At 70.1% G+C, this 21920-nt stretch carries 19 protein-coding genes; 14 read left to right on the plus strand and 5 right to left on the minus strand.

Going from position 1 to position 21920, the window contains the following annotated elements:
- The first annotated feature begins 123 nt into the window (after positions 1-123).
- From ABZT04_RS15365 to mutM, 6 genes are all read left to right on the plus strand, one after another.
- On the plus strand, positions 124-783 hold the full coding sequence (locus ABZT04_RS15365) for a YceD family protein (RefSeq protein WP_356056705.1): 660 nt from the start codon (positions 124-126) through the stop codon (positions 781-783).
- Between the two features lie 2 nt (positions 784-785).
- The gene (gene rpmF, locus ABZT04_RS15370) at positions 786-959 is read left to right on the plus strand and encodes a 50S ribosomal protein L32 (protein ID WP_015657589.1); all 174 of its coding nucleotides are present in this window, start codon (positions 786-788) and stop codon (positions 957-959) included.
- Between the two features lie 7 nt (positions 960-966).
- Positions 967-1812 carry a ribonuclease III gene (gene rnc, locus ABZT04_RS15375; protein WP_356056706.1) on the plus strand — a complete coding sequence of 282 codons (846 nt, stop codon included), beginning with the start codon at positions 967-969 and terminating at the stop codon, positions 1810-1812.
- Positions 1813-1897: 85 nt separating this feature from the next.
- Positions 1898-2335 (plus strand): hypothetical protein, encoded by a 438-nt coding sequence (locus ABZT04_RS15380; RefSeq protein ID WP_356056707.1) that lies wholly within the window; start codon positions 1898-1900, stop codon positions 2333-2335.
- Between the two features lie 41 nt (positions 2336-2376).
- A complete protein-coding gene (locus tag ABZT04_RS15385; protein WP_356056708.1) occupies positions 2377-4806 on the plus strand; it encodes a hypothetical protein in 2430 nt (809 codons plus the stop codon).
- 84 nt (positions 4807-4890) lie between these two features.
- Positions 4891-5751 (plus strand): bifunctional DNA-formamidopyrimidine glycosylase/DNA-(apurinic or apyrimidinic site) lyase, encoded by an 861-nt coding sequence (mutM, locus tag ABZT04_RS15390; protein ID WP_356056709.1) that lies wholly within the window; start codon positions 4891-4893, stop codon positions 5749-5751.
- Here the strand turns inward: mutM and ABZT04_RS15395 are convergent.
- Both ABZT04_RS15395 and ABZT04_RS15400 read right to left on the minus strand, forming a co-directional pair.
- Complete coding sequence (locus ABZT04_RS15395; protein ID WP_356056711.1) at positions 5724-6125, minus strand: helix-turn-helix domain-containing protein; 402 nt, start codon at positions 6123-6125, stop codon at positions 5724-5726. The two genes, mutM and ABZT04_RS15395, sit on opposite strands and share 28 nt — an antisense overlap.
- A gap of 81 nt (positions 6126-6206) precedes the next feature.
- Positions 6207-7394 (minus strand): CAP domain-containing protein, encoded by a 1188-nt coding sequence (locus ABZT04_RS15400; protein ID WP_356056712.1) that lies wholly within the window; start codon positions 7392-7394, stop codon positions 6207-6209.
- Positions 7395-7549: 155 nt separating this feature from the next.
- On the opposite strand from ABZT04_RS15400, the gene ABZT04_RS15405 reads away from it, so the two are divergent.
- The 4 genes from ABZT04_RS15405 to ABZT04_RS15420 all read left to right on the plus strand — a co-directional run bounded on the left by ABZT04_RS15405 (position 7550) and on the right by ABZT04_RS15420 (position 14288).
- Positions 7550-7831, plus strand: a complete 282-nt coding sequence (locus ABZT04_RS15405; protein ID WP_356056713.1) for an acylphosphatase — start codon at positions 7550-7552, stop codon at positions 7829-7831.
- 392 nt (positions 7832-8223) lie between these two features.
- Positions 8224-8424, plus strand: coding sequence for a hypothetical protein (locus ABZT04_RS15410; RefSeq protein WP_019068749.1), 201 nt, complete (start codon positions 8224-8226; stop codon positions 8422-8424).
- Between the two features lie 222 nt (positions 8425-8646).
- Positions 8647-12657: an AAA family ATPase gene (locus ABZT04_RS15415; RefSeq protein ID WP_356056714.1), complete on the plus strand. Its 4011-nt coding sequence runs from the start codon at positions 8647-8649 to the stop codon at positions 12655-12657.
- Positions 12658-12866: 209 nt separating this feature from the next.
- Positions 12867-14288: a sugar porter family MFS transporter gene (locus ABZT04_RS15420; protein WP_355922700.1), complete on the plus strand. Its 1422-nt coding sequence runs from the start codon at positions 12867-12869 to the stop codon at positions 14286-14288.
- Positions 14289-14361: 73 nt separating this feature from the next.
- On the opposite strand, the gene ABZT04_RS15425 is transcribed toward ABZT04_RS15420, so the two are convergent.
- Together ABZT04_RS15425 and ABZT04_RS15430 are read right to left on the minus strand one after the other, a co-directional pair.
- The gene (locus ABZT04_RS15425; RefSeq protein WP_356056715.1) at positions 14362-14721 is read right to left on the minus strand and encodes a hypothetical protein; all 360 of its coding nucleotides are present in this window, start codon (positions 14719-14721) and stop codon (positions 14362-14364) included.
- A gap of 52 nt (positions 14722-14773) precedes the next feature.
- Entirely contained in the window at positions 14774-15745 is a 972-nt protein-coding gene (locus ABZT04_RS15430; RefSeq protein WP_356056716.1) for an LLM class flavin-dependent oxidoreductase, read from the minus strand.
- Positions 15746-15880: 135 nt separating this feature from the next.
- Between ABZT04_RS15430 and ftsY the strand changes: the two genes are divergently transcribed.
- Positions 15881-17068 (plus strand): signal recognition particle-docking protein FtsY, encoded by a 1188-nt coding sequence (gene ftsY, locus ABZT04_RS15435; protein ID WP_356056717.1) that lies wholly within the window; start codon positions 15881-15883, stop codon positions 17066-17068.
- A gap of 108 nt (positions 17069-17176) precedes the next feature.
- On the opposite strand, the gene ABZT04_RS15440 is transcribed toward ftsY, so the two are convergent.
- Positions 17177-17842: a bifunctional DNA primase/polymerase gene (locus tag ABZT04_RS15440; RefSeq protein WP_356056718.1), complete on the minus strand. Its 666-nt coding sequence runs from the start codon at positions 17840-17842 to the stop codon at positions 17177-17179.
- Between the two features lie 446 nt (positions 17843-18288).
- On the opposite strand from ABZT04_RS15440, the gene ABZT04_RS15445 reads away from it, so the two are divergent.
- From ABZT04_RS15445 to ABZT04_RS15455, 3 genes are all read left to right on the plus strand, one after another.
- Positions 18289-19773, plus strand: coding sequence for a hypothetical protein (locus ABZT04_RS15445; protein WP_356056720.1), 1485 nt, complete (start codon positions 18289-18291; stop codon positions 19771-19773).
- A gap of 452 nt (positions 19774-20225) precedes the next feature.
- Positions 20226-21560: an ammonium transporter gene (locus ABZT04_RS15450; RefSeq protein WP_356056722.1), complete on the plus strand. Its 1335-nt coding sequence runs from the start codon at positions 20226-20228 to the stop codon at positions 21558-21560.
- A complete protein-coding gene (locus ABZT04_RS15455; RefSeq protein WP_003997576.1) occupies positions 21557-21895 on the plus strand; it encodes a P-II family nitrogen regulator in 339 nt (112 codons plus the stop codon). Before ABZT04_RS15450 ends, ABZT04_RS15455 begins: the two co-directional genes overlap by 4 nt.
- Positions 21896-21920 lie beyond the last annotated feature (25 nt).

The raw sequence follows: 21920 nt of genomic DNA on the forward strand, positions 1-21920 counted from the left end.
ATTGGGCCGTGAGCGAAAGGTCCAGTATCCTGGCTCTTCGGTCGCGTGTACGTCCGCGATCAACGCTGCCCGGAAGCACCGAAGGGCAGCGCCCCCTTGAGCTCAGCAGACCGAAAGACAGGAATGGCTCTGAACGCCCGCCTCGACCACCGCAACCCTCTCGTGTTCGACACTCACGAGCTGGGTCGGCGTCCTGGTGCGCTGCAGCGCCTGACCCGTTCGATCGACGCCCCCAGGGATCTAGGGATCCAGGGAGTCGTCGGAGTGCCGGAAGGCGCCCCGGTGGAGCTCGACCTCCGCCTTGAGTCGGTCATGGAAGGGGTGCTTGTCACAGGCACCGCCCGTGCACAGGCCAAGGGGGAGTGCGTAAGGTGTCTGGAGCCGCTGGAGCTGTCGCTCGAAGCGGACTTCCAGGAGATGTTCTCGTACCCCGACGCCGACGACCGTGGCCGCGCGAAAGCGGAACCGGCCGACGACGCCGAGGAATCGGATGACGAGGACAGGCTCTTCATCGAGGACGGCCTGTTCGACCTCGAACCCGTGCTGCGGGATGCGGTGGTGCTCGCACTGCCGATGCAGCCGGTGTGCCAGGACGACTGTCCGGGCCTGTGCTCCGAGTGCGGAGCGCGGCTCGCGGACGACCCGGAACACCACCATGACGCCGTAGACATCCGTTGGGCGGCATTGCAGGGACTCGCCGGTTCACTCGAAGACGGCGAGAAGGACGAGATCAGTGGTGAAGCGCCCCGACCGGCGCGCGCCAACGAGAAGCAGGAGAAGTAGCCGTGGCTGTTCCGAAGCGGAAGATGTCGCGCAGCAACACGCGCCACCGCCGGTCGCAGTGGAAGGCTGCGGTCACCCCCCTGGTTGCGTGCGAGCGCTGCCACGAGCCCAAGCAGCAGCACATCGCGTGCCCGTCTTGCGGCACGTACAACAAGCGCCAGGTCCTCGAGGTCTGAGCGGCTGGTGAGAGGCTCCATGTCTGACGTCAAGGCGGACTCAATCGCCAAGAAGCAGGCGGACACGGCCTCGTCCCACACGCTGTTGGAAGGGCGGCTCGGGTATCACCTCGAGTCCGCCCTTCTGGTGCGTGCGCTGACCCACCGTTCGTACGCGTACGAGAACGGCGGCCTGCCGACGAACGAGCGGCTGGAGTTCCTCGGGGACTCCGTGCTCGGCCTCGTCGTCACGGACACGCTGTACACGACCCACCCCGACCTGCCCGAGGGCCAACTGGCCAAGCTGCGGGCCGCGGTGGTCAACTCTCGTGCGCTGGCGGAGGTCGGTCGCGGTCTGGAGCTCGGCTCCTTCATCCGGCTCGGCCGGGGCGAAGAGGGCACGGGCGGCCGGGACAAGGCGTCCATCCTCGCCGACACCCTGGAAGCGGTGATCGGCGCGGTCTATCTCGACCAGGGCCTCGACGCGGCCTCCGAACTGGTGCACCGCCTGTTCGACCCGCTGATCGAGAAGTCCTCGAACCTCGGTGCCGGCCTGGACTGGAAGACCAGCCTCCAGGAGCTCACCGCGACCGAGGGGCTCGGTGTCCCCGAGTACCTGGTCACGGAGACCGGCCCCGATCACGAGAAGACCTTCACTGCTGCCGCCCGCGTCGGAGGCGTCTCGTACGGCACCGGCACCGGCCGCAGCAAGAAGGAGGCGGAGCAGCAGGCCGCCGAGTCCGCCTGGCGGTCCATCAGGGCCGATGCGGACGAGCGCGCCAAGGCTGCCAATGCGGCCAAGGCCGCGGCAGCCGAGCAGGCCGCCGATGCCGAGTCCGAAGCCGACACGGGCCCCGCGCCTGCCTCCGCTTGACCAAGCAGTAACCGGAGCCCCGGCCTCAGCGACTGAGGCCGGGGCTCCGCGATATATCCACGGTGCGTAGGGGAGGGGCCGGCCCATGACCGGAGACATCACTCAGGTGGCGGGGGACGCGGTCCCGTTCGTGACGGCGGCTGTCGGCGCGTACGGCCTGGCGGTCCTCGCCCGCACCCAGGAAGAGGCCGCGAACGTGACGGTCGAGCTGGGCCGGCGGATGGCGCAGCGGATCTTCGGGCCCCGTGCCGAAGGCGAGGAGCCCCCGGAAGCGGTCGCCGACCTGGTGACGGATCCGGATGATCCGGACGTCGAGGCGGTGCTGCGCAGGGCCGTTCGGAAGGCGCTGCTCGCCGACGAGACGCTCGCCGCCGATCTGCGCGCGCTGCTTGCCCAGGCGCCGGCCGGCGTGCGGATCGGCGACAACTCCCAGGCGGTCGTCGGCAGTGTGATCGGCGGGGACAGCATCCAGATCGGCTCGGTGGGCGGCGATGTCCGCCTCGGACTCGCCGCTGGCGATTGATCGGGGCACCGATGGCGGGGGAAGCAGACCGGAACCGGGTGGTGGAGTCCGCTGTCGGCGGAGACGTCTTTCAGTTCGGGGACGTCGGCGGCAGCGTCACCGTGATCAAGGGCGCCGACAGACCAGCCCGGACCGGGCCGGCCGCCGACCCGGGGTTCGTACGGGTTCGCGACGCCGATCCGATACAGCTCGGAGTGCACCGCCCCATCCGGGTCGCCGGCACCGGGTCCACGGCGCTGCCCACCTATGTGCCCCGCGACCTGGACGACCGGGACGGCGACGGCCTGCGGGCGCTGATCGGCACGGCTGCGCGGGACGGGGGATTCGTCCTCCTGATCGGCGGTTCCTCGGTGGGCAAGACCCGGTCGCTGCACGAGGCGGTCCGTGTCCTGCTGCCCGACTGGTTGCTGCTCCACCCGGCCGATGGCGACAGGATTGCGGACCTCGCCGGCCAGGCGCCCGGTCCGCTGGTGGTCTGGCTGGACGAACTGCAGAACCATGTGTCCGGCGCCCACCAGCTCACCGCCGCGACCGTCCGTACCCTGCTGGCTCGGCCGTATCCCGTGCTGCTGGTGGGCACGTTGTGGCCGCACTACTACGACACCTGGACGGCGATGCCCGGGTCGGCGCACGAGGACCGCCACCGTGCCGAACGCGAGCTGCTGAAGCTCGCGGAGGTGGTGACCCTCGGCACCGACCTCAGCCCGGCGGAACGCGAGCGCGCTGCGGGCCTTGCCGCGTCGGACGACCGATTGCGGGTCGCGCTGGAGGCCGAGGACTTCGGGCTGACCCAGGTCATCGCGGGAGCACCACAGCTGGTCAACCGCTGGGAGACCGCTGGTCCCTATGTACGCGCGCTGCTCACCGCGGCCGTCGACGCGACTCTCATGGGCGTCCAGTCGGCCATCACCGAGAGCCTGCTGCGCGCCGCCGCGCCGGGCTACTGCGATCCCAGACAGCGGGCCGGTGCCCCCGGTGACTGGTTCGAACAGGCGCTGGGCTACGCGACCCAACCGCTGCTGGGTGCCACCTCGGCCCTCGTCCCCGTCAGCCAGGGACCGGGGATGGGCCGCCCGGACGGCTACCGGGTCGCCGATTATCTGCTGCACCACACCGGCCGTGCTCAACGGGCCGTGCCCCCGCCGGAGACCTTCTGGCAGGCGTGCGCCGACCACCTCACCGATCCCACGGACGTCCTGCGCACCGGCGCGGCGGCCGCGGCCCGGCAACGCGTCTCCGCCGCCGTACCCCTGCTGCGCAAGGCTGTCGAGTCGGGCTCCGTGTCGGCGATGGAGGAGCTGGGGGCGCTCTGCCGCAGGACGGGCGACACCGCCGGCGCCGAGGAGATGGCCGGTCGGCTGACCGAGTCCGACGACCCGCGTGCCGCCCTGTACCGGACGATCCTCGCGGGCTGGAACTTCGAGGAGCTGTTCGACCTGGCGGAGGCCGGCAACGAGTACGCGATCAGCCACCTCATCGAGTACGGGAATCCGCAGTTGGCGATCTCGCTGCTGCTGGAGGATCTCGATCCGGACGACCTGGGGTCCTGGTACCGGCTGGCCGAGCTGTTCCACGACGAGGACGAGAACGACCGGGCCATTCCCATCCTGGAGATGCTCCACGAACGGGACTACGACGACGCCATCCTGTTCCTCGCCGAAATCCTCAAGGAGGAGGGGCACGTCGAGCGGCTCTACGAGCTGGTCGAGGAGGGGTACTTCGCCGCGGCCTGGTGCCTGGCCGACCTCCTCCACGAGAAGGGCCGTACGGACGAGGGCATCGAACTGCTGTGGGACTTCGTCGACCAGGGCAGCGGCGACACCGACTTCATGCTGGCCCATCTGCTCGGGAAGCGAGGCGATCTCGACATCCTGTTGGAGCGCGCGGCGGACGGCCACGCCGACGCGGCGAGTGAAGCGGCCAAGCTGCTGCGCGACCGGGGAGACCTCGCGCGGGCGATCGAGATCCTCACCCCGCTCGCCGACGAGGGTGGTTACCTCTGTGGTGAGCTGGCCGAACTCCTGGGCAGCGCGGGCCGGACGGACGAGCTGAGGGCACGCGCGGCGGTCGGCGATCCCTACGCCGCCGGTGAGTTGACCAGGCTGGCCGTCGAGGCGGGCGACCTTGAGGAGGCGCTACGGCTGCACGCGCGGGGCGGCCGGGCCTACAGGATGGCCGATGTGACGACCGCCCTGGTGGATGCCCTCGTGGCGCGGGGCGAGCCCGACCGTGCCATGGCGCTGCTGAGCGGGCCCGGCCGGGACGACCCGCCCTATCGCTACCGCCAGCTCCTCAAGAAGCTCGGCAGGACCGAGGAACTGCGTGCGCTCCTCGACCGAGGTGATCATCACGCGCTGTGGGACCTCGTGGCGGTGCTCCGCGACCAGGGCCGCGAAGACGAGGCCGACGCGCTGCTGACCAGGGGGCTTACCGCTGACGGCCGCGTGCTGTCCGACAGCCCGGCCGACTGACGGCGGGACCGGGCTAGGCTGCGCATACCTGTTCCCGACCGAATATCCGACGCCCGCACCCAGCGAGCCGAGCGAAGGAGAGAAGTGCCCGAGTTGCCCGAGGTCGAGGTAGTCCGGCGCGGTCTGGAGCGGTGGGTCGCCCATCGCACGGTCGCCGACGCCGAGGTGCTGCATCCGCGTGCGGTACGACGGCATGTGGCCGGCGCCGACGACTTCGCGCACCGGCTCAAGGGGCATCGGATCGGTGTGCCCAGCAGGCGCGGCAAGTATCTGTGGCTGCCGTTGGAGGACACTCAGCAGGCGGTGCTCGCCCATCTCGGAATGAGTGGTCAACTCCTGGTACAGCGGCACGAGTTCCCCGACGAGAAGCATCTGCGGATCCGGGTCCGGTTCGCCGACGGTCTCGGTACCGAACTCCGTTTCGTCGACCAACGCACCTTCGGCGGGCTGTCGTTGCACGACACCACCCCGGACGGGCTGCCGGACGTCATCGCGCACATCGCGCGTGACCCCCTGGACCCCTTGTTCGACGACGAGTTGTTCCACCAGGCCCTGCGCCGCAAGCGCACGACGATCAAACGGGCCCTGCTGGACCAGTCGTTGATCAGCGGAGTCGGCAACATCTATGCGGACGAGGCCCTTTGGCGGGCCCGCGTCCACTACGAACGCCCGACCGCGGCCTTCACCCGTCCGCGCACCGCTGAACTCCTGGGCCACGTACGGGATGTGATGAACGCGGCCCTGTCCGTGGGCGGCACCAGTTTCGACAGTCTGTACGTCAACGTGAACGGGGAGTCGGGCTACTTCGACCGCTCGCTCGACGCGTACGGCCGCGAGGGTCTGCCGTGCCGGCGCTGCGCCACGCCGATGAACCGGCGGGCGTGGATGAACCGGTCGAGCTACTTCTGCCCGAAGTGTCAGAGGGCGCCGCGCGTCTCGTCGTAGCGCGCGCGGGCCGCGAGGACGTCGTCCATGCGGCCTTCCACGAAGTCGACGAGGCCCTTCAGACGCTCGGCGACACCGCGTCCCAGCGGGGTCAGTTCGTAGTCCACGCGGGGCGGATTCGTCGGCTGGGCCTCGCGGTGCACCAGGCCGTCGCGCTCCAGCGCGTGCAGAGTCTGCGAGAGCATCTTCTCGCTGACGCCGTCGACGCGCCGCCGCAGTTCGTTGAAGCGCAGCGAGCCCTCGTGCAGCGCGCACAGGGTGAGCCCGCCCCAGCGACCGGTGACGTGCTCCAGGGTGCCTCGGGAGGGGCAGGCCCTGGCGAAGACGTCGTACGGGAAGCTCTGCTCCTCCGCGCGCTCCTGGGTTGTGTCCATTTAGCCAGCGTACGTGAACACAGCGCTAACCGACAGGGAGCACTAACCAGAGGTTAGTGCTCCCTGTCGGTCGCGTAGCGATCAGTATCCGAAGTCCTGCGTCCACCAGGGGCCGCCGGTGCCGAAGTGCACACCGACGCCCAGGGTCTTGAAGTCGCAGTTCAGGATGTTGGCCTTGTGGCCGGGGCTGTTCATCCAGGCGTCCATGACCGCGGCCGCGTCGGCCTGGCCGCGGGCGATGTTCTCGCCGCCCAGGTTGGTGATGCCGAGCTTCTCCGCGCGGTCCCAGGGGGTCGCCCCGCTGGGGTCGGTGTGGTCGAAGAAGCCCTCGTCGGCCATCTGCGTGCTGAAGGCCTCGGCCAGATCGGTCAGCGCGCTGTTGGCGGCCACCGGGCTGCAGCCGACGATCGCGCGCTGTTCGTTGACGAGCTTGAGCACCTCGGCCTCGGCGGCGGCCTCCGCGGAGACCGTCACCGGTGCGGCGGCGGAGTGCGTAGGCGTCGGGGTCGGAGTCGGCTTGGCCGAGGGAGCCGTGGTCGGCTTCTCGGTCGGGGTGGTCACCGGCTTCTTCGTCGGTGCCTTGGTGGCCGGCGCGGTGGCGGACTTGGTCGGCGCCGCCGACGGCGAGGCCGTGCGGTCCGCGTCGCGGCTGGTGGACGAGCCGGCGTCGCGGGACTCAGCGCTGCCCGAGGTACCGCCCTGCTCGGTCGCCGTGTTGGACGGCGACCCCACCGCCTGCACGTTGTCCGAGCCGCCGCCACCGCCGAGCTTGAAGTTGTCCAGCCCCGGCATCGCGCCCGCGGCGACCGCGACGGTGCCGAGGGCGACAGCGGCGGAGACACCGATCAGGCCGGTGCGGACCGGGGTCACGCCCTTGCGCTTACGACGGCGCCCACGGCCCGCGCCCGAGCCGTCACCCCGGGAGGAGGCACCCGCCGCCTCCGGGAAGACCACCGCGTAGTCCGCCTCGGTGGCGAAGAGATAGGCCTCGCTCTTCAGGCGGGCCTCGGCCTTCACGCGGGCTTCGGACTTCGGCGGCACCCCGTTGGAGGTGTAGGCCTGGTGGTGGTTCACGTGGAACTCGACGGGCCCCTCCGGGTGGAGATAGGGCGCCATGCCGATCGTGGAGCCGTCCGCCGGGCTCCAGTCGTTCCAGTCGTACGAATCGTGCGGGTCGTAGCCGCTCGTGTATGAGCCGTGCGTCTGTGTGACCCCCGTGGCGCGGCTCGTGGCGGCGCGGCCGGCGGCGGAGCGTCGGTGGCGTCCCATGTCCTTGCCTTTCGTCCTTGCGGTCAACTCGTCCGTGCGGTGACCCAGCTCACTCGATCGAGTGAGTTTCATATGAGATTCATTGGGGCGGACGGTACCGCATGGCGGGAGGGGAGCAAGTGCCCAGAGAGACATTGGCCGGTTAGGTTGCAGCCATGAGCGAGGATGTACGGATGGTCGCCTGGGTGCGAGGGCGTGTGCAAGGTGTGGGTTTTCGGTGGTTTACCCGTGCCAAAGCCCTGGAGATCGGCGGCCTGAGTGGTTTTGCTCTCAATTTGGGCGACGGACGGGTGCAAGTGGTCGCGGAGGGGTCGCGCGAGGGCTGCGAAGGACTCCTCGACTGGCTCCACGGGCGCGACACGCCCGGGCGGGTGGAGGGCGTCACCGAGATCTGGGACACACCTCGCGGCGGCTACGACGGCTTCGCGATCCGCTGAGCACATTCTGCGAAAAGGTGTAAAGCGGTCCCGGCGGAAGCGGAGGGGCATGCCACTGGCAGGTGCCCACGGCGGAAACGACCTGGTGGTTGCCAAGAACGGCTCGCTCTGGCAGGCTCCGCACCTAAGGATGATCGCCCATCCCGTCAGGCCCCGCAGGAGTCGCAGCGCCGCCCGCTCAGGGTCGCGTGCCCCCGGGTTGCCCGCCAATACGGGGCGTGATCGTGTTGACCGTCAAACATTTTGGTGAGACGCTGAAAACCCCGCGCACCTTAGCTGTTTGGCATGGAAGAACACCAGAGCAACCCTCACGTGTGTCAAGCATCGCGGGTGCGATTCCCTCACGACCCACACCGCTTCGGTCGGTCACTCAGTGTGGAGGACCATCCATCATGGCAAAGGCGCTTCTCGGTTACGTCGGCGGCTCCGACCCGCGACTCCTCGCCGAGATGCGACGGCTCCAGCAACGCGTCCAGGACCTGGAATCCGAGCTCGTACGGATCCAGGAAGAGAACGACGCGTTGACGGCTGCCGCAACTCACGATTCGCTTCTTGAGCTCGACGCACGCCAGGCGGAGCCCGCGCTCACCTGATCACCGCATCACGACAAGAACATGACACGCAGTGGTTGGTCTGCCCGTATCAACCGCTGAGTCGTCAGAGTTTGCAAGGGACGCTTCGGCGTCCCTTCTTTCTTTCCCCCGTAGGTCTCCACCCTCTTTAACGTTTGGTGTGCCCTGCACGTTCAAGGGTGAAACCGCGGGGGACCGGACGTTCATGGAGAGAGCGAGCGGCGGAAGGTAGAGTCCAGCGGCGTGCACCTCAAGGCCCTGACCCTCCGAGGGTTCAAGTCGTTCGCCTCGGCGACCACGCTCCGGTTCGAGCCGGGGATCACGTGCGTCGTCGGTCCGAACGGCTCGGGCAAGTCCAATGTCGTGGACGCGCTCAGTTGGGTCATGGGCGAACAGGGCGCCAAGTCGCTGCGCGGCGGCAAGATGGAGGACGTCATCTTCGCCGGCACCACCGGCCGCCCCCCGCTGGGCCGCGCCGAGGTGTCCCTGACCATCGACAACTCCGACGGGGCGCTGCCCATCGAGTACGCCGAGGTCACCATCACGCGGATCATGTTCCGCAACGGCGGCAGTGAGTACCAGATCAACGGCGACACCTGCCGTCTCCTCGACATCCAGGAACTCCTCTCCGACTCGGGCATCGGCCGCGAGATGCACGTCATCGTCGGCCAGGGCCAGCTCGACTCCGTACTCCATGCCGACCCGATGGGCCGCCGCGCCTTCATCGAGGAGGCGGCCGGCGTCCTCAAGCACCGCAAGCGCAAGGAGAAGGCGCTGCGGAAACTGGACGCGATGCAGGCCAACCTCGCGCGCGTGCAGGACCTCACCGACGAACTCCGCCGCCAGCTCAAGCCCCTGGGCCGGCAGGCCGCGGTCGCCCGGCGCGCCGCCGTCATCCAGGCGGATCTACGGGACGCGCGCCTGAGACTGTTGGCCGACGATCTCGTACGACTGCGCCAGGCGCTGAACACCGAGATCGCCGACGAGGCCGCGCTGAAGGAACGCAAGGAAGCCGCCGAACTGGAGCTGCGCAAGGCGCTCCAGCGCGAAGGGCTCCTGGAGGACGAGGTACGGCAGCTCACCCCGCGCCTCCAGCGCGCCCAGCAGACCTGGTACGAGCTGTCCCAACTGGCCGAGCGGGTGCGCGGCACGATCTCGCTGGCCGATGCCCGGGTGAAGAGCGCGACTTCGGCGCCGCCCGAGGAGCGGCGCGGGCGCGACCCCGAGGACATGGAGCGCGAGGCCGCCCGGATCCGGGAGCAGGAGGCCGAGCTCGAAGCGGCCCTGGAGGCGGCCGAGCACGCGTTGGAGGACACGGTCGCCCACCGTGCCGAACTGGAGCGCGAGTTGATCGCGGAGGAGCGGCGGCTGAAGGACGTGGCCCGTTCCATCGCCGACCGGCGGGAGGGCCTCGCCCGGCTCAACGGCCAGGTCAACGCGGCCCGTTCGCGCGCCGCCTCCGCGCAGGCCGAGATCGACCGGCTCGCCGCCGCCCGCGACGAGGCCCAGGAACGGGCCACCGCAGCACAAGAGGAGTACGAGGCACTCCAGGCCGAGGTCGACGGCCTCGACGCCGGCGACGCGGAACTCTCCGAGCGGCACGAGGCGGCGAAGCGTCAACTCGCGGAAGCCGAGGCCGCGTTGAGCGCCGCTCGCGAGGCGGCCACCGCGGCGGAACGCGCACGTGCCGCCACCCAGGCCCGCCGCGAGGCGCTGGCACTGGGCCTGCGCCGCAAGGACGGCACGGGGATACTGCTCGGCGCACGGGACAGACTCACCGGACTCCTGGGCCCGGCCGCGGAACTGCTGACGGTGACCCCGGGCCACGAGGTCGCCCTGGCGGCGGCCTTCGGAGCGGCGGCCGACGCGATCGCCGTGACGACCCCGGCATCGGCGGCCGACGCGATCCGCCTGCTGCGCAAGCAGGACGGGGGCCGGGCGGCACTGCTCCTGGCGGGAGCACCGGAGGAGGCGAGGCCTGGCGAGGGGTCGGGTGGTCGAACTCCGGCCGGGACGCCCGGCGCTGATGGGGGAGGATTCGCGTCTTCCGCCCACGGAGGTTCTGGCGCAGGCGCCGGGGCCGGGCTGTCTGCGGGCGGTGGGTTCGTCTCGGGTGCGGTGGGCGCGCCGAGGGATGGCAATTCTGCTGAGGGCGCCGGGTTCGCCGCGGAGGCCGTGGGCGGCTCCGTTTCGGGGGTGGTGCCTGCGGTGCCGGCGGACGGCCGCTCTGTCTCCGGGACCGCGCACGAGCCGTCCCCGTGCGGCTGGCCGAGCGGAACCAACGAAACCGTCCCGCACGGCGTCCCAGGCGGCCCCCCTCAGCCGGGCCGTCCGGACGACGCGGCCCATCAGCCCCCAGCGTCCCCGCCCGCAGGCTCCGCCTCGGAACAGCCAGCCGGAATCAGCACCACTTCCTCGGACGCCGACCCGCACGCCACCCCCCGCCCCTCCGCCCTCACCTACGCCGCCGACCTCGTCCGCGCCCCCGTCGACCTGACCCCCGCCGTCCGCCGCCTCCTCCGCAACATCGTCGTCGTCGACACTCTCGAAGCCGCCGAGGAACTCGTCTACGCACGGCCCGAGTTGACCGCCGTCACCGCCGAAGGCGACCTCCTCGGCGCCCACTTCGCGCACGGCGGCTCCGCCGGTGCTCCCAGCCTCCTCGAAGTCCAGGCCTCCGTCGACGAAGCAGCCGCCGAGCTGGAGGAACTGGCCGTGCGCTGCGAGGAGTTGGCCGATGCGCAGCAGGCGGCAGGGGAGCGGCGCAAGGAATGTGCCGCGCTGGTCGAGGAGTTGGGGGAGCGGCGCCGGGCGGCGGAGCGCGAGAAGTCGGCCGTGGCACAGCAGTTGGGACGGCTCGCCGGGCAGGCGCGCGGGGCGGCAGGAGAGGCCGAGCGGTCGACCGCGGCGGCGACACGGGCACAGGACGCGCTCGACAAGGCCGTAGAAGAGGCCGAAGTGCTCGCCGAGCGGCTGGCCGTGGCTGAGGAGATGCCGGTCGAGGAGGAGCCCGATACCGGGGTGCGGGATCGGTTGGCCGCCGACGGGGCCAACGCCCGGCAGACCGAGATGGAGGCGCGGCTTCAGGTCCGTACGCATGAGGAGCGGGTCAAGGGGCTTGCCGGGCGGGCCGATTCGCTGGACCGGGGGGCCCGGGCCGAGCGGGAGGCGCGTGCGCGTGCGGAGCAGCGGCTCGCGCGGCTGCGGCATGAGGCGAGCGTGGCCGAAGCGGTCGCGTTCGGGGCGCGGCAACTGCTCGCGCATGTCGAGGTGTCGCTGGGCCGCGCCGACGAGGAGCGCACCGCCGCCGACGCGGCCAAGGCGCGGCGCGAGCAGGAGCTGGCCGCCGCCCGCAACCAGGGCCGTGACCTCAAGGGCGAACTCGACAAGCTGACGGACTCGGTGCACCGCGGCGAGGTGCTCGGTGCCGAGAAGCGGATGCGGATCGAGCAACTGGAGACCAAGGCGCTGGAGGAACTGGGCGTGGAGCCCGCCGGGCTGGTCGAGGAGTACGGCCCGCACCAGCTCGTGCCGCCCTCGCTCGCGGCCGAGGGCGAGGTGCTCCCGGAGGACCCGGAGGATCCGCGCAACCAGCCCCGGACGTTCCACCGCGCCGAGCAGGAGAAGCGGCTCAAGGCCGCCGAACGGGCGTATCAGCAGTTGGGCAAGGTGAACCCGCTCGCCCTGGAGGAGTTCGCGGCGCTGGAGGAGCGGCACAAGTTCCTCAGCGAGCAGTTGGAGGACCTGAAGAAGACCCGCGCCGACCTGCTTCAAGTGGTGAAGGAGGTCGACGAGCGCGTCGAGCAGGTCTTCACCGAGGCCTACCGGGATACGGCCCTCCAGTTCGAGGGCGTCTTCAGCCGGCTCTTCCCCGGCGGCGAGGGCCGGCTCATCCTGACCGATCCCGACAACATGCTCACCACGGGTGTGGATGTGGAGGCCCGTCCGCCCGGCAAGAAGGTCAAGCGGCTCTCCCTGCTCTCCGGCGGGGAGCGGTCCCTCACCGCCGTAGCCCTCCTGGTGTCGATCTTCAAGGCGCGGCCCAGCCCGTTCTATGTGATGGACGAGGTCGAGGCGGCACTCGACGACACCAACCTCCAGCGACTGATCCGGATCATGCAGGAGCTGCAGGAGGCCTCGCAGCTCATCGTGATCACCCACCAGAAGCGCACGATGGAGGTCGCCGACGCCTTGTACGGCGTCTCCATGCAGGGCGACGGTGTGTCGAAGGTCATCTCGCAGCGGCTTCGCTAGTTCACCCTGAATCCTTCAAGTATTGAACACAACTGCCTGACCTGTGGGCTTCAAAGTCACAGCAGACCCCCTATTGACTTCGAAACTTGAAGGCATAGTCTCTGCAACGTTGCTTTTACCTTCAGGTGGTGGGCAGCGGGAAGCTGTGCGCCACTGGAAGGGTCGCCCCCCCACCCCGGCAGCGACGCCGGTGGCCCCAGGAGTTACACGTGACCAGCACTGCGCAGGCATCCCAGTCAGGAGCCGGGTCGGCTCATCCCGAACATCTCGGGCACGTCATCTTCATCGCGGCGGCGGCCGCGATGGGCGGCTTCCTCTTCGGCTACGACAGCTCGGTGATCAACGGCGCCGTCGAGGCGATCCGCAGCCGCTACGACATCGGCTCCGCGGCCCTCGCCCAGGTCATCGCGATCGCCCTGATCGGCTGTGCCATCGGCGCCGCGACCGCCGGCCGCATAGCCGACCGCATCGGCCGTATCCGCTGTATGCAGATCTCCGCCGTGCTGTTCACGATCAGCGCGGTCGGTTCGGCGCTGCCCTTCGCGCTCTGGGACCTCGCCTTCTGGCGGATCATCGGCGGCTTCGCCATCGGCATGGCCTCCGTCATCGGCCCCGCCTACATCGCCGAGGTCTCCCCGCCCGCCTACCGCGGCCGGCTCGGCTCCTTCCAGCAGGCGGCGATCGTCGTCGGCATCGCGATCTCGCAGCTCGTCAACTGGGGCCTGCTGAACGCCGCCGGCGGCGACCAGCGCGGACAGCTCATGGGCCTGGAAGCCTGGCAGGTCATGCTCGGCGTCATGGTGATCCCGGCCGTCCTCTACGGTCTGCTCTCCTTCGCGATCCCCGAGTCCCCGCGCTTCCTGATCTCCGCGGGCAAGCTGGCCCGCGCCCACGACGTGCTGCGCGAGGTCGAGGGCGACGACGTCGACCTGGACGCCCGGGTCGCCGAGATCGAGCACGCGATGAAGAGCGAGCACAAGTCGACCTTCAAGGACCTGCTCGGCGGTGGCGGCTTCTTCTTCAAGCCGATCGTCTGGGTCGGCATCGGCCTCTCGGTCTTCCAGCAGTTCGTCGGTATCAACGTCGCGTTCTACTACTCCTCGACGCTGTGGCAGTCGGTCGGCGTCGACCCGACGGACTCGTTCTTCTACTCCTTCACGACGTCGATCATCAACATCGTCGGCACCGTGATCGCCATGATCTTCGTGGACCGCGTCGGCCGTAAGCCGCTGGCGCTCATCGGCTCCGTCGGGATGGTCATCGGGCTCGGCCTGGAGGCCTGGGCCTTCTCCTTCGACCTCGTGGACGGCAAGCTGCCCGCCGCGCAGGGCTGGACCGCGCTGATCGCCGCGCACATCTTCGTCCTCTTCTTCGCCCTCTCCTGGGGTGTCGTGGTCTGGGTCTTCCTCGGCGAGATGTTCCCGAACCGGATCCGCGCCGCCGCGCTCGGCGTCGCCGCCTCCGCGCAGTGGATCGCCAACTGGGCCATCACCGCGAGCTTCCCGTCGCTGGCCGACTGGAACCTCTCCGCGACCTACGTGATCTACACGGTCTTCGCCGCCCTCTCCATCCCGTTCGTCCTGAAGTTCGTGAAGGAGACGAAGGGCAAGAAGCTGGAAGAGATGGGCTGACCGGCCCCCCTGAACTCGGGGAGGCGGGCTCCATCCCCCGCCGCCCGCCTCCCCGAAACCCTCTGCGCGGCCGTCACCAGATCAGGACACCGCCACCGATCTCCCGGGCGCGCAAAGCCGCTTCCTCGATGTTGTCCAGCCGGCTCCCGACGAGATCGGCACGCTCCCCGGCCCCGGCGGCGACGGCGTCGAGGTTCGCCCGCACCAGCTCCACCTCGCGCAGGAACTCCGGCACGTCCGAGGCCTCGACGTAGAGATCGCTGGAGGCCAGCACGGGAAAGTGCGTGGCCCCCAGCGCGCGTACGGTCGGCGAACCCCACACGGTCTCGCGCCAGTTCTCGAACCCGGCCGAGTCGTTGCACCCCTCCGGAACGTCGAGCACGTTCCACCGGCCGTCCGCGTCACGCAGGAACACATCCACTGCCAAGGTCATGACCGCAGTGGACCACCGGTGGTCCGGCCGGTCCACCAGTTGAGGGTAAGAGTCACTCCGCGAGCCTCGGCAGCACCCGCTCCGCGAACAGCCGCAGGCTGCGCCATCCCTCCTCCACCGGCATCCCGCCCGCCAGCGGATGCAGTACGAGGTTGTCGAGCCCCTGTGCCACACACTCGTCCGGAGTGAGGATCCGGTAGACGCCCTCCGCGCGCAGCTCCGCCACGGTGGTGGCCCCCGACTTCACCGCCGAGCGGATCTCCCCGGACTGCCAGGAGGCGTACGTCCGCGCCTCGTGCAGGAAGTGCGCGCCGTACTCGGCCCAGGCCCGGTCCGGGTCCTCGGCGATGTGCAGCAGCGGGGTCTCCGCGCCCGGCATCATGGTCCAGCCCTCGGTGCCGTACTCGACGAGCCGGTCCTTGTAGTACGCCTCCAGGTCCGGCAGATGCGCGCTGGGGAAGAAGGGCAGCCCCAGCCGCGCGGCCCGGCGGGCGGCTGCCTTCGAGGAGCCGCCGACCAGGAGCAGGGGGTGCGGGTCGGAGAACGGGCGCGGGGTGACCCGTACGGTACGGCCCCGGTACTCGAACTCCTCCCCGGACCACGCCTTCAGCACGGTCTCCAGCAGCTCGTCCTGGAGCCGGCCCCGGCGCTTCCAGTCCACGTCGAACTGGGCGTACTCCTCGGGCCGGTAACCGATCCCGGCCACGGTCACCAGCCGTCCGCCGCTCAGCAGATCCAGTACGGCGATGTCCTCGGCCAGCCGCAGCGGGTCGTGCAACGGGCCGATGACCGCGGACACGGTCACGGCGATGTGCCGGGTCGCGCCGAACACCGCGCCCGCGAAGGCGAAGGGCGACGGCAGCCAGTTGTTGGCGACGCCGTGGTGCTCCTCCGTCTGCACGGTGGTGATCCCGTGCTCGTCGGCGTACGCGGCCATCCCCAGGGCGGCACGGTAGCGGGCGCTCAGCGAGGCGGGGGTGGCGCCGGGTTCGACGAGGTTGAAGCGGACGACCGAGACGGGCATGGGAGGTCCCCCTTACGGTGTGTGGTGGGGGACGGTAGCTGACGGGGCATCAGATGGCCATGGGCGCGGACGCCCCGCCGGACGCGCTCCCGCCGACGGACGGCCGACCGGGAGGTCACGCATACTGGTCGGGTTATGGAAACCGTCATCCTTGCTGTAGTCATCGCCGTGGTCGTGCTCGGTGCGCTGGGTGGGCTTGTCGTCGGTAGCCGGCGCAAGAAGTCGCTGCCCCCGCCGCCCACCTCCGTGCCCGACATCACCGCCCCGCCGGCCGAGCCGCACATCGGCGACGAGGCCGAGACGCCGCGCGACGAAGCGCGCCGGACGATAGAGGAGGTGGATCTTCCGGACGGCTCGGCCCCGGTCGCCGTCGAGGAACCGCCCGCACTGGAGGTCCCCGAGCCGACCGCCGGACGGCTCGTCCGGCTGCGCTCGCGGCTCTCCCGCTCCCAGAGCGCGCTCGGTCAGGGGCTGCTCACGCTCCTGTCGCGCGAGCACCTCGACGACGACACCTGGGAGGAGATCGAGGACACGCTCCTCACCGCCGACGTCGGCGTGGCGCCCACCCAGGAACTGGTCGACGGGCTGCGCGCGCGCGTGAAGGTGCTCGGCACCCGCACCCCGCAGGAGCTGCGCTCCCTGCTGCGCGAGGAACTCCTCAAGCTGGTCGGCACCGACGTCGACCGCACGGTGCGCACCGAGCCCGAGGACCGCAAGCCCGGCATCGTGATGGTCGTCGGGGTCAACGGCACCGGCAAGACCACCACCACCGGCAAGCTGGCCCGCGTCCTCGTGGCCGACGGCCGGACCGTCGTGCTCGGCGCCGCAGACACCTTCCGCGCCGCCGCCGCCGACCAGCTCCAGACCTGGGGCGAGCGCGTCGGTGCCCACACCGTGCGCGGGCCCGAGGCCGGCGACCCCGCCTCCGTCGCCTTCGACGCGGTGAAGGAGGGCAAGGAGATGGGGGTGGACGTGGTGCTGATCGACACCGCGGGCCGCCTGCACACCAAGACCGGGCTCATGGACGAGCTGGGCAAGGTCAAGCGCGTCGTCGAGAAGCACGCGCCGCTCGACGAGGTGCTGCTCGTCCTCGACGCCACCACCGGGCAGAACGGGCTGGTGCAGGCCCGCGTCTTCGCCGAGGTCGTCGACATCACCGGCATCGTCCTGACCAAGCTGGACGGCACGGCCAAGGGCGGCATCGTGATCGCCGTACAGCGCGAACTCGGCGTACCGGTCAAGCTGATCGGCCTCGGCGAGGGCGCGGACGACCTGGCACCGTTCGAGCCGGAGGCGTTTGTTGACGCCCTTATCGGAGACTGATCACCCCCGGATTCCCGGAAGCACCACAAGAAGTGCCCGCCCCCAAGGTGCAGTTGGGGACGGGCACTTCGTCGTGTACGACCGGCTGTCTGCGCCGACCTTCTCCGGCTATGCGCGCGACCGGTGTGCCACATACGCCAGCGTGCCCAGCAGCAGCCGTGCCGCCGGTGGCCGGGTCGCCGAGTCCAGGGCGGGGGAGCGGAGCCAGCGGACCGGGCCGAGGCCGCCCCGGTCGGAGGGCGGGGCGGTGATGTGGCTGCCGGGGCCGAGGCCGCGCAGGTCGAGCGAGGTGGGGTCGTCCCAGCCCATGCGGTAGAGCAGCGCGGGGAGTTCGGCGGCGGCGCCGGGGGCGACGAAGAAGTGGACGCGGTGGTCGGGGGTCGCCGCGACCGGGCCGAGCGGGAGGCCCATCCGTTCCAGGCGGGCCAGCGCGCGCCGGCCCGCGGCCTCGGCCACCTCGATCACGTCGAACGCGCGCCCCACCGGCAGCATCACCGCGGCACCCGGCAACTCGGTCCAGATCTCGGTCACTTCGTCGAGGGTGGCGCCGGCCCGCACCTCCGGCGCGAAGGACAGCGGATGCGCGCCCGGCGCGGGGCACGTGGTGTCACCGCAGGAACACGCGCCGCCCGCGGCCCGCGCGCCCGCGACCACGTCCCAGCCCCACAGTCCGGTGAACTCGGCCACGGCCGTGCACTCCGAGGTGCGGCCGCGGCGGCGCGTGCCGGACCGGATGTCGCGGATACCCCGGCTGCTGCCGATCGTGAAGCCCATGCCCCCTCCAACGGGTCCAACGCACCGGTGGTTACGAGACGGATGCGGATCGTCACTCTGCGTCCACGCCTACCCGGCGCCGCACGATCCAGACGGCGCCCAGGGGTAACCCGGGTGGTGCGGTCGACGGCGCGCGCCCCTGCGTGCATCGCTCCGCCCACCCCCGGTCGTCCTATGTCAAGTGAATCGTGCGCGGGCAACCGTTAGTTCATTCGAAGGGGTGGCGAATGGTGGCGTTTCCGGGATCGCCGTGGCTGGACCAGTGATCGTAGGATTACTTTGTGTGCACAAGCCCTCGGGGCACATGCGCTCGTGGGTATGCCGGAGGCAACTCGGCTTCTCGTTCGAAGGGTGACAAGTGCGGGACGGGAAGCAGTATTTACCGGCATTCTGATAGGGCTTGGCGCACAGCGGCGACAAGTGGTTCCAGGGATGGGGGCGTTCCAGTGGGCGGCAACGACGGAAGCGGGACGACCGCGACCAGTACGGACAAGCGCCCCAATGAGCTGCTCGGCTCGTGGTTCGTGCGCAGCGGCTGGTCCAAGGGTGAGCTGGCGCGCCAAGTGAACCGCAGGGCACGGCAGTTGGGGGCCAACCACATCTCCACGGACACCTCGCGGGTGCGCCGCTGGCTGGACGGCGAGAACCCGCGCGAGCCGATCCCCCGCATCCTCTCGGAGCTGTTCTCCGAGCGCTTCGGCCTGGTCGTCTCGGTCGAGGACCTGGGTCTGCGCGCCGCCCGCCAGGCACCCTCCGCGACCGGCGTCGACCTGCCCTGGACGGCCCCGCAGACGGTGGCCCTGCTCAGCGAGTTCTCGCGCAGCGACCTCATGCTGGCGCGGCGCGGCTTCCTCGGGACCTCGCTGGCCCTGTCCGCGGGGCCGACCCTCATCGAGCCCATGCAGCGCTGGCTCGTCCCCGGCCCCTCGGCCGGCCGGACGGAGCCCGAGCCGGTCGGCTCCTCCCGGCACGTCGGGCGGCTCTCCAGGCCCGAGTTGGAGCTGTTGGAGTCCACCACCGCGATGTTCCGCAAGTGGGACGCCCAGTGCGGCGGCGGCCTGCGCCGCAAGGCGGTGGTGGGACAGCTCCACGAGGTGACCGACCTCCTCCAGGAGCCCCAACCCGAGGCCACCAACCGCAAGTTGTTCAAGGTCGCCGCCGAACTCGCCGAGCTGGCCGGCTGGATGTCGTACGACGTGGGGCTCCAGCCCACCGCGCAGAAGTACTTCGTGCTCGCCCTGCACGCGGCCAAGGAGGCGGGCGACAAGCCGCTCGGCTCGTACGTCCTCTCCAGCATGAGCCGCCAGATGATCCACCTCGGCCGGCCCGACGACGCGCTGGAGCTGATCCACCTCGCGCAGTACGGCAGCCGGGACTGCGCGAGCCCGCGCACCCAGTCGATGCTGTATGCGATGGAGGCCCGCGCCTACGCCAACATGGGGCAGCCCGGCAAGTGCAAGCGGGCGGTCCGGATGGCCGAGGACACCTTCGCGGACGTACACGACTGGGACGACCCGGACCCGGACTGGATCCGCTTCTTCTCCGAGGCCGAGCTGTACGGCGAGAACTCGCACTCCTACCGCGACCTCGCCTACGTCGCCGGCCGCAGCCCCGCCTACGCCTCGCTGGCCGAGCCCGTGATGCAGCGGGCGGTGGACCTCTTCAGCGAGGACGACGTGCACCAGCGGTCGTACGCACTCAATCTCATCGGCATGGCCACCGTGCACCTGCTGCGACGGGAACCCGAGCAGAGCACCGTCCTCGTGGCGGAGGCGATGACCGTCGCCAAGAAGGTGCGCTCCGAGCGGGTCAACACTCGTATTCGAAAGACCGTCGACACAGCGGTCCGTGACTTCGGTGAGCTGGCCGAAGTCGTCGACCTCACCGACCGGCTCGCGATCGAGCTGCCGGAGACCGCCGAAGCGGTCTGACCCCGAGCCCCGGCCGCGGCCGGCCTTCCCGAACCGCCCGACTCGGCTCCCCCATGCCAGGTCATCGGAAGGCCGACCGCGGCCGGTTCCACCTCCCGCGGCCCTTCGCGACTCGTATTCGAAAGACCGTCCACGCGACGGTGCGCGGTGTCGGTGGTCCGACGGGAATCGCCGGCCTCACCGAGCCCGGTGCCAGCCGCCCGAAGGCCATCGCGGCCGGTTTCACGCCGTCGGGAAAGGTTGCGCCACGATAACGATCGCGCGGCTGGAGATCCGGCAGTTCATCGACGCGTAACACACACGGCGTCTTCGTCACTCCGGCGAAACAACGAGGGGCCTCGACCGAAACCGCGCTGCGCCAATCTCAGGGCGCATAACCGGACCCCCCGCCTTGACCGGACCGCATTCAGGCTTCGCCCGCACGGGGCCGTACAACCGACGAGGAGACGCCGATGGCATCAGCCGCCATCACGCTTGCCGCGGAGGCACCCAAACTGTCCTCCGCGAACACAGGCTTCATGCTCATCTGTTCCGCCCTGGTGTTGCTCATGACACCGGGACTCGCCTTCTTCTACGGAGGCATGGTCCGCGTCAAGAGCACCCTGAACATGCTGATGATGAGCTTCATCAGCATCGGGATCGTCACCATCCTGTGGGTTCTCTACGGCTTCTCGCTCGCCTTCGGCTCCAGCAACGGCTTCATCGGCTGGAACTCCGACTGGCTGGGCATGAGCAACGTGGGACTGACGGAACTCTGGGACGGCTACACCATCCCGATCTTCGTCTTCATGGTCTTCCAGATGATGTTCGCCGTCATCACGCCGGCCCTGATAAGCGGTGCCATCGCCGACCGCGTCAAGTTCTCGGCCTGGTCGCTCTTCGTCGCCCTGTGGCTGACGGTCGTCTACGTCCCGGTCGCCCACTGGGTGTGGGGCGCCGACGGCTGGGCCTTCAAGCTCGGTGTGATCGACTTCGCCGGTGGTACGGCGGTCCACATCAACGCCGGTGCCGGCGCCCTCGGCGTCATCCTGGTCATCGGCAAGCGCAAGGGCTTCAAGCGTGACCCCATGCGCCCGCACAGCCTTCCGCTGGTCATGCTCGGCGCCGGTCTGCTGTGGTTCGGCTGGTTCGGCTTCAACGCCGGCTCGTGGCTCGGCAACGACGACGGCGTCGGCGCGCTGATGTTCGTCAACACCCAGGTCGCCACCGCCGCCGCCATGCTCGCCTGGCTCGCCTACGAGAAGATCCGGCACGGCGCGTTCACCACGCTGGGCGCCGCTTCCGGTGCGGTCGCCGGTCTGGTCGCCATCACCCCGTCCGGTGGTGCGGTCTCCCCGCTGGGCGCGATCGCCGTCGGCGCCATCGCCGGTGTCGCCTGCGCCGCGGCCGTGGGCCTGAAGTTCAAGTTCGGCTACGACGACTCCCTCGACGTCGTCGGCGTCCACATGGTCGGCGGCATCATCGGCTCCCTGCTGATCGGCTTCTTCGCCACCGGCAAGGGCCAGTCGACCGCCACGGGCGTCCTCTACGGCGACCACACCTTCACCCAGCTGTGGAAGCAGTTCGCCGGTGTCGGCGCGGTCCTCGGCTACTCCCTGGTCGTCTCCGCGGTCCTCGCCTTCCTCCTCGACAAGACCATCGGTATGCGGGTCACCGAGGACGAAGAGGTCGCTGGCATCGACCAGGCCGAGCACGCCGAGACCGCATACGACTTCAGCGGAGCGGGCGGCGGCCTCGGCGGCAGCACGCTGGCCACCGCCACGGAGACGAAGAAGGTGGACGCATGAAGCTCATCACCGCCGTCGTGAAGCCCCACCGGCTCGACGAGATCAAGGAGGCCCTCCAGGCCTTCGGGGTGCACGGTCTGACGGTCACCGAGGCGAGCGGCTACGGTCGTCAGCGGGGACACACCGAGGTCTACCGGGGCGCCGAGTACACGGTCGACCTGGTCCCCAAGATCCGTATCGAGGTGCTGGCCGAGGACGACGACGCCGAGCAGTTGATCGACGTCATCGTCAAGGCCGCCCGCACCGGCAAGATCGGTGACGGCAAGGTCTGGTCCCTCCCGGTCGAGACGGCGGTCCGGGTCAGGACCGGCGAGCGCGGACCGGACGCGCTCTAAAAAGAAACAGAACAGGAGTCGCTGG

It is taken from the genome of Streptomyces sp. NPDC005492 (genome assembly GCF_040605995.1).
Lineage (GTDB): Bacteria > Actinomycetota > Actinomycetes > Streptomycetales > Streptomycetaceae > Streptomyces.

Coding starts and splice junctions, on each gene's coding strand:
- ABZT04_RS15365 (WP_356056705.1), top strand. CDS start 124: ATGGCTCTGAACGCCCGCCTCGACCACCGCAACCCTCTCGTGTTCGAC.
- ABZT04_RS15380 (WP_356056707.1), top strand. CDS start 1,898: ATGACCGGAGACATCACTCAGGTGGCGGGGGACGCGGTCCCGTTCGTG.
- ABZT04_RS15395 (WP_356056711.1), bottom strand. CDS start 6,125: ATGGACACAACCCAGGAGCGCGCGGAGGAGCAGAGCTTCCCGTACGAC.
- ABZT04_RS15400 (WP_356056712.1), bottom strand. CDS start 7,394: ATGGGACGCCACCGACGCTCCGCCGCCGGCCGCGCCGCCACGAGCCGC.
- ABZT04_RS15405 (WP_356056713.1), top strand. CDS start 7,550: ATGAGCGAGGATGTACGGATGGTCGCCTGGGTGCGAGGGCGTGTGCAA.
- ABZT04_RS15410 (WP_019068749.1), top strand. CDS start 8,224: ATGGCAAAGGCGCTTCTCGGTTACGTCGGCGGCTCCGACCCGCGACTC.
- ABZT04_RS15425 (WP_356056715.1), bottom strand. CDS start 14,721: ATGACCTTGGCAGTGGATGTGTTCCTGCGTGACGCGGACGGCCGGTGG.
- ABZT04_RS15430 (WP_356056716.1), bottom strand. CDS start 15,745: ATGCCCGTCTCGGTCGTCCGCTTCAACCTCGTCGAACCCGGCGCCACC.
- ftsY (WP_356056717.1), top strand. CDS start 15,881: ATGGAAACCGTCATCCTTGCTGTAGTCATCGCCGTGGTCGTGCTCGGT.
- ABZT04_RS15440 (WP_356056718.1), bottom strand. CDS start 17,842: ATGGGCTTCACGATCGGCAGCAGCCGGGGTATCCGCGACATCCGGTCC.
- ABZT04_RS15450 (WP_356056722.1), top strand. CDS start 20,226: ATGGCATCAGCCGCCATCACGCTTGCCGCGGAGGCACCCAAACTGTCC.
- ABZT04_RS15455 (WP_003997576.1), top strand. CDS start 21,557: ATGAAGCTCATCACCGCCGTCGTGAAGCCCCACCGGCTCGACGAGATC.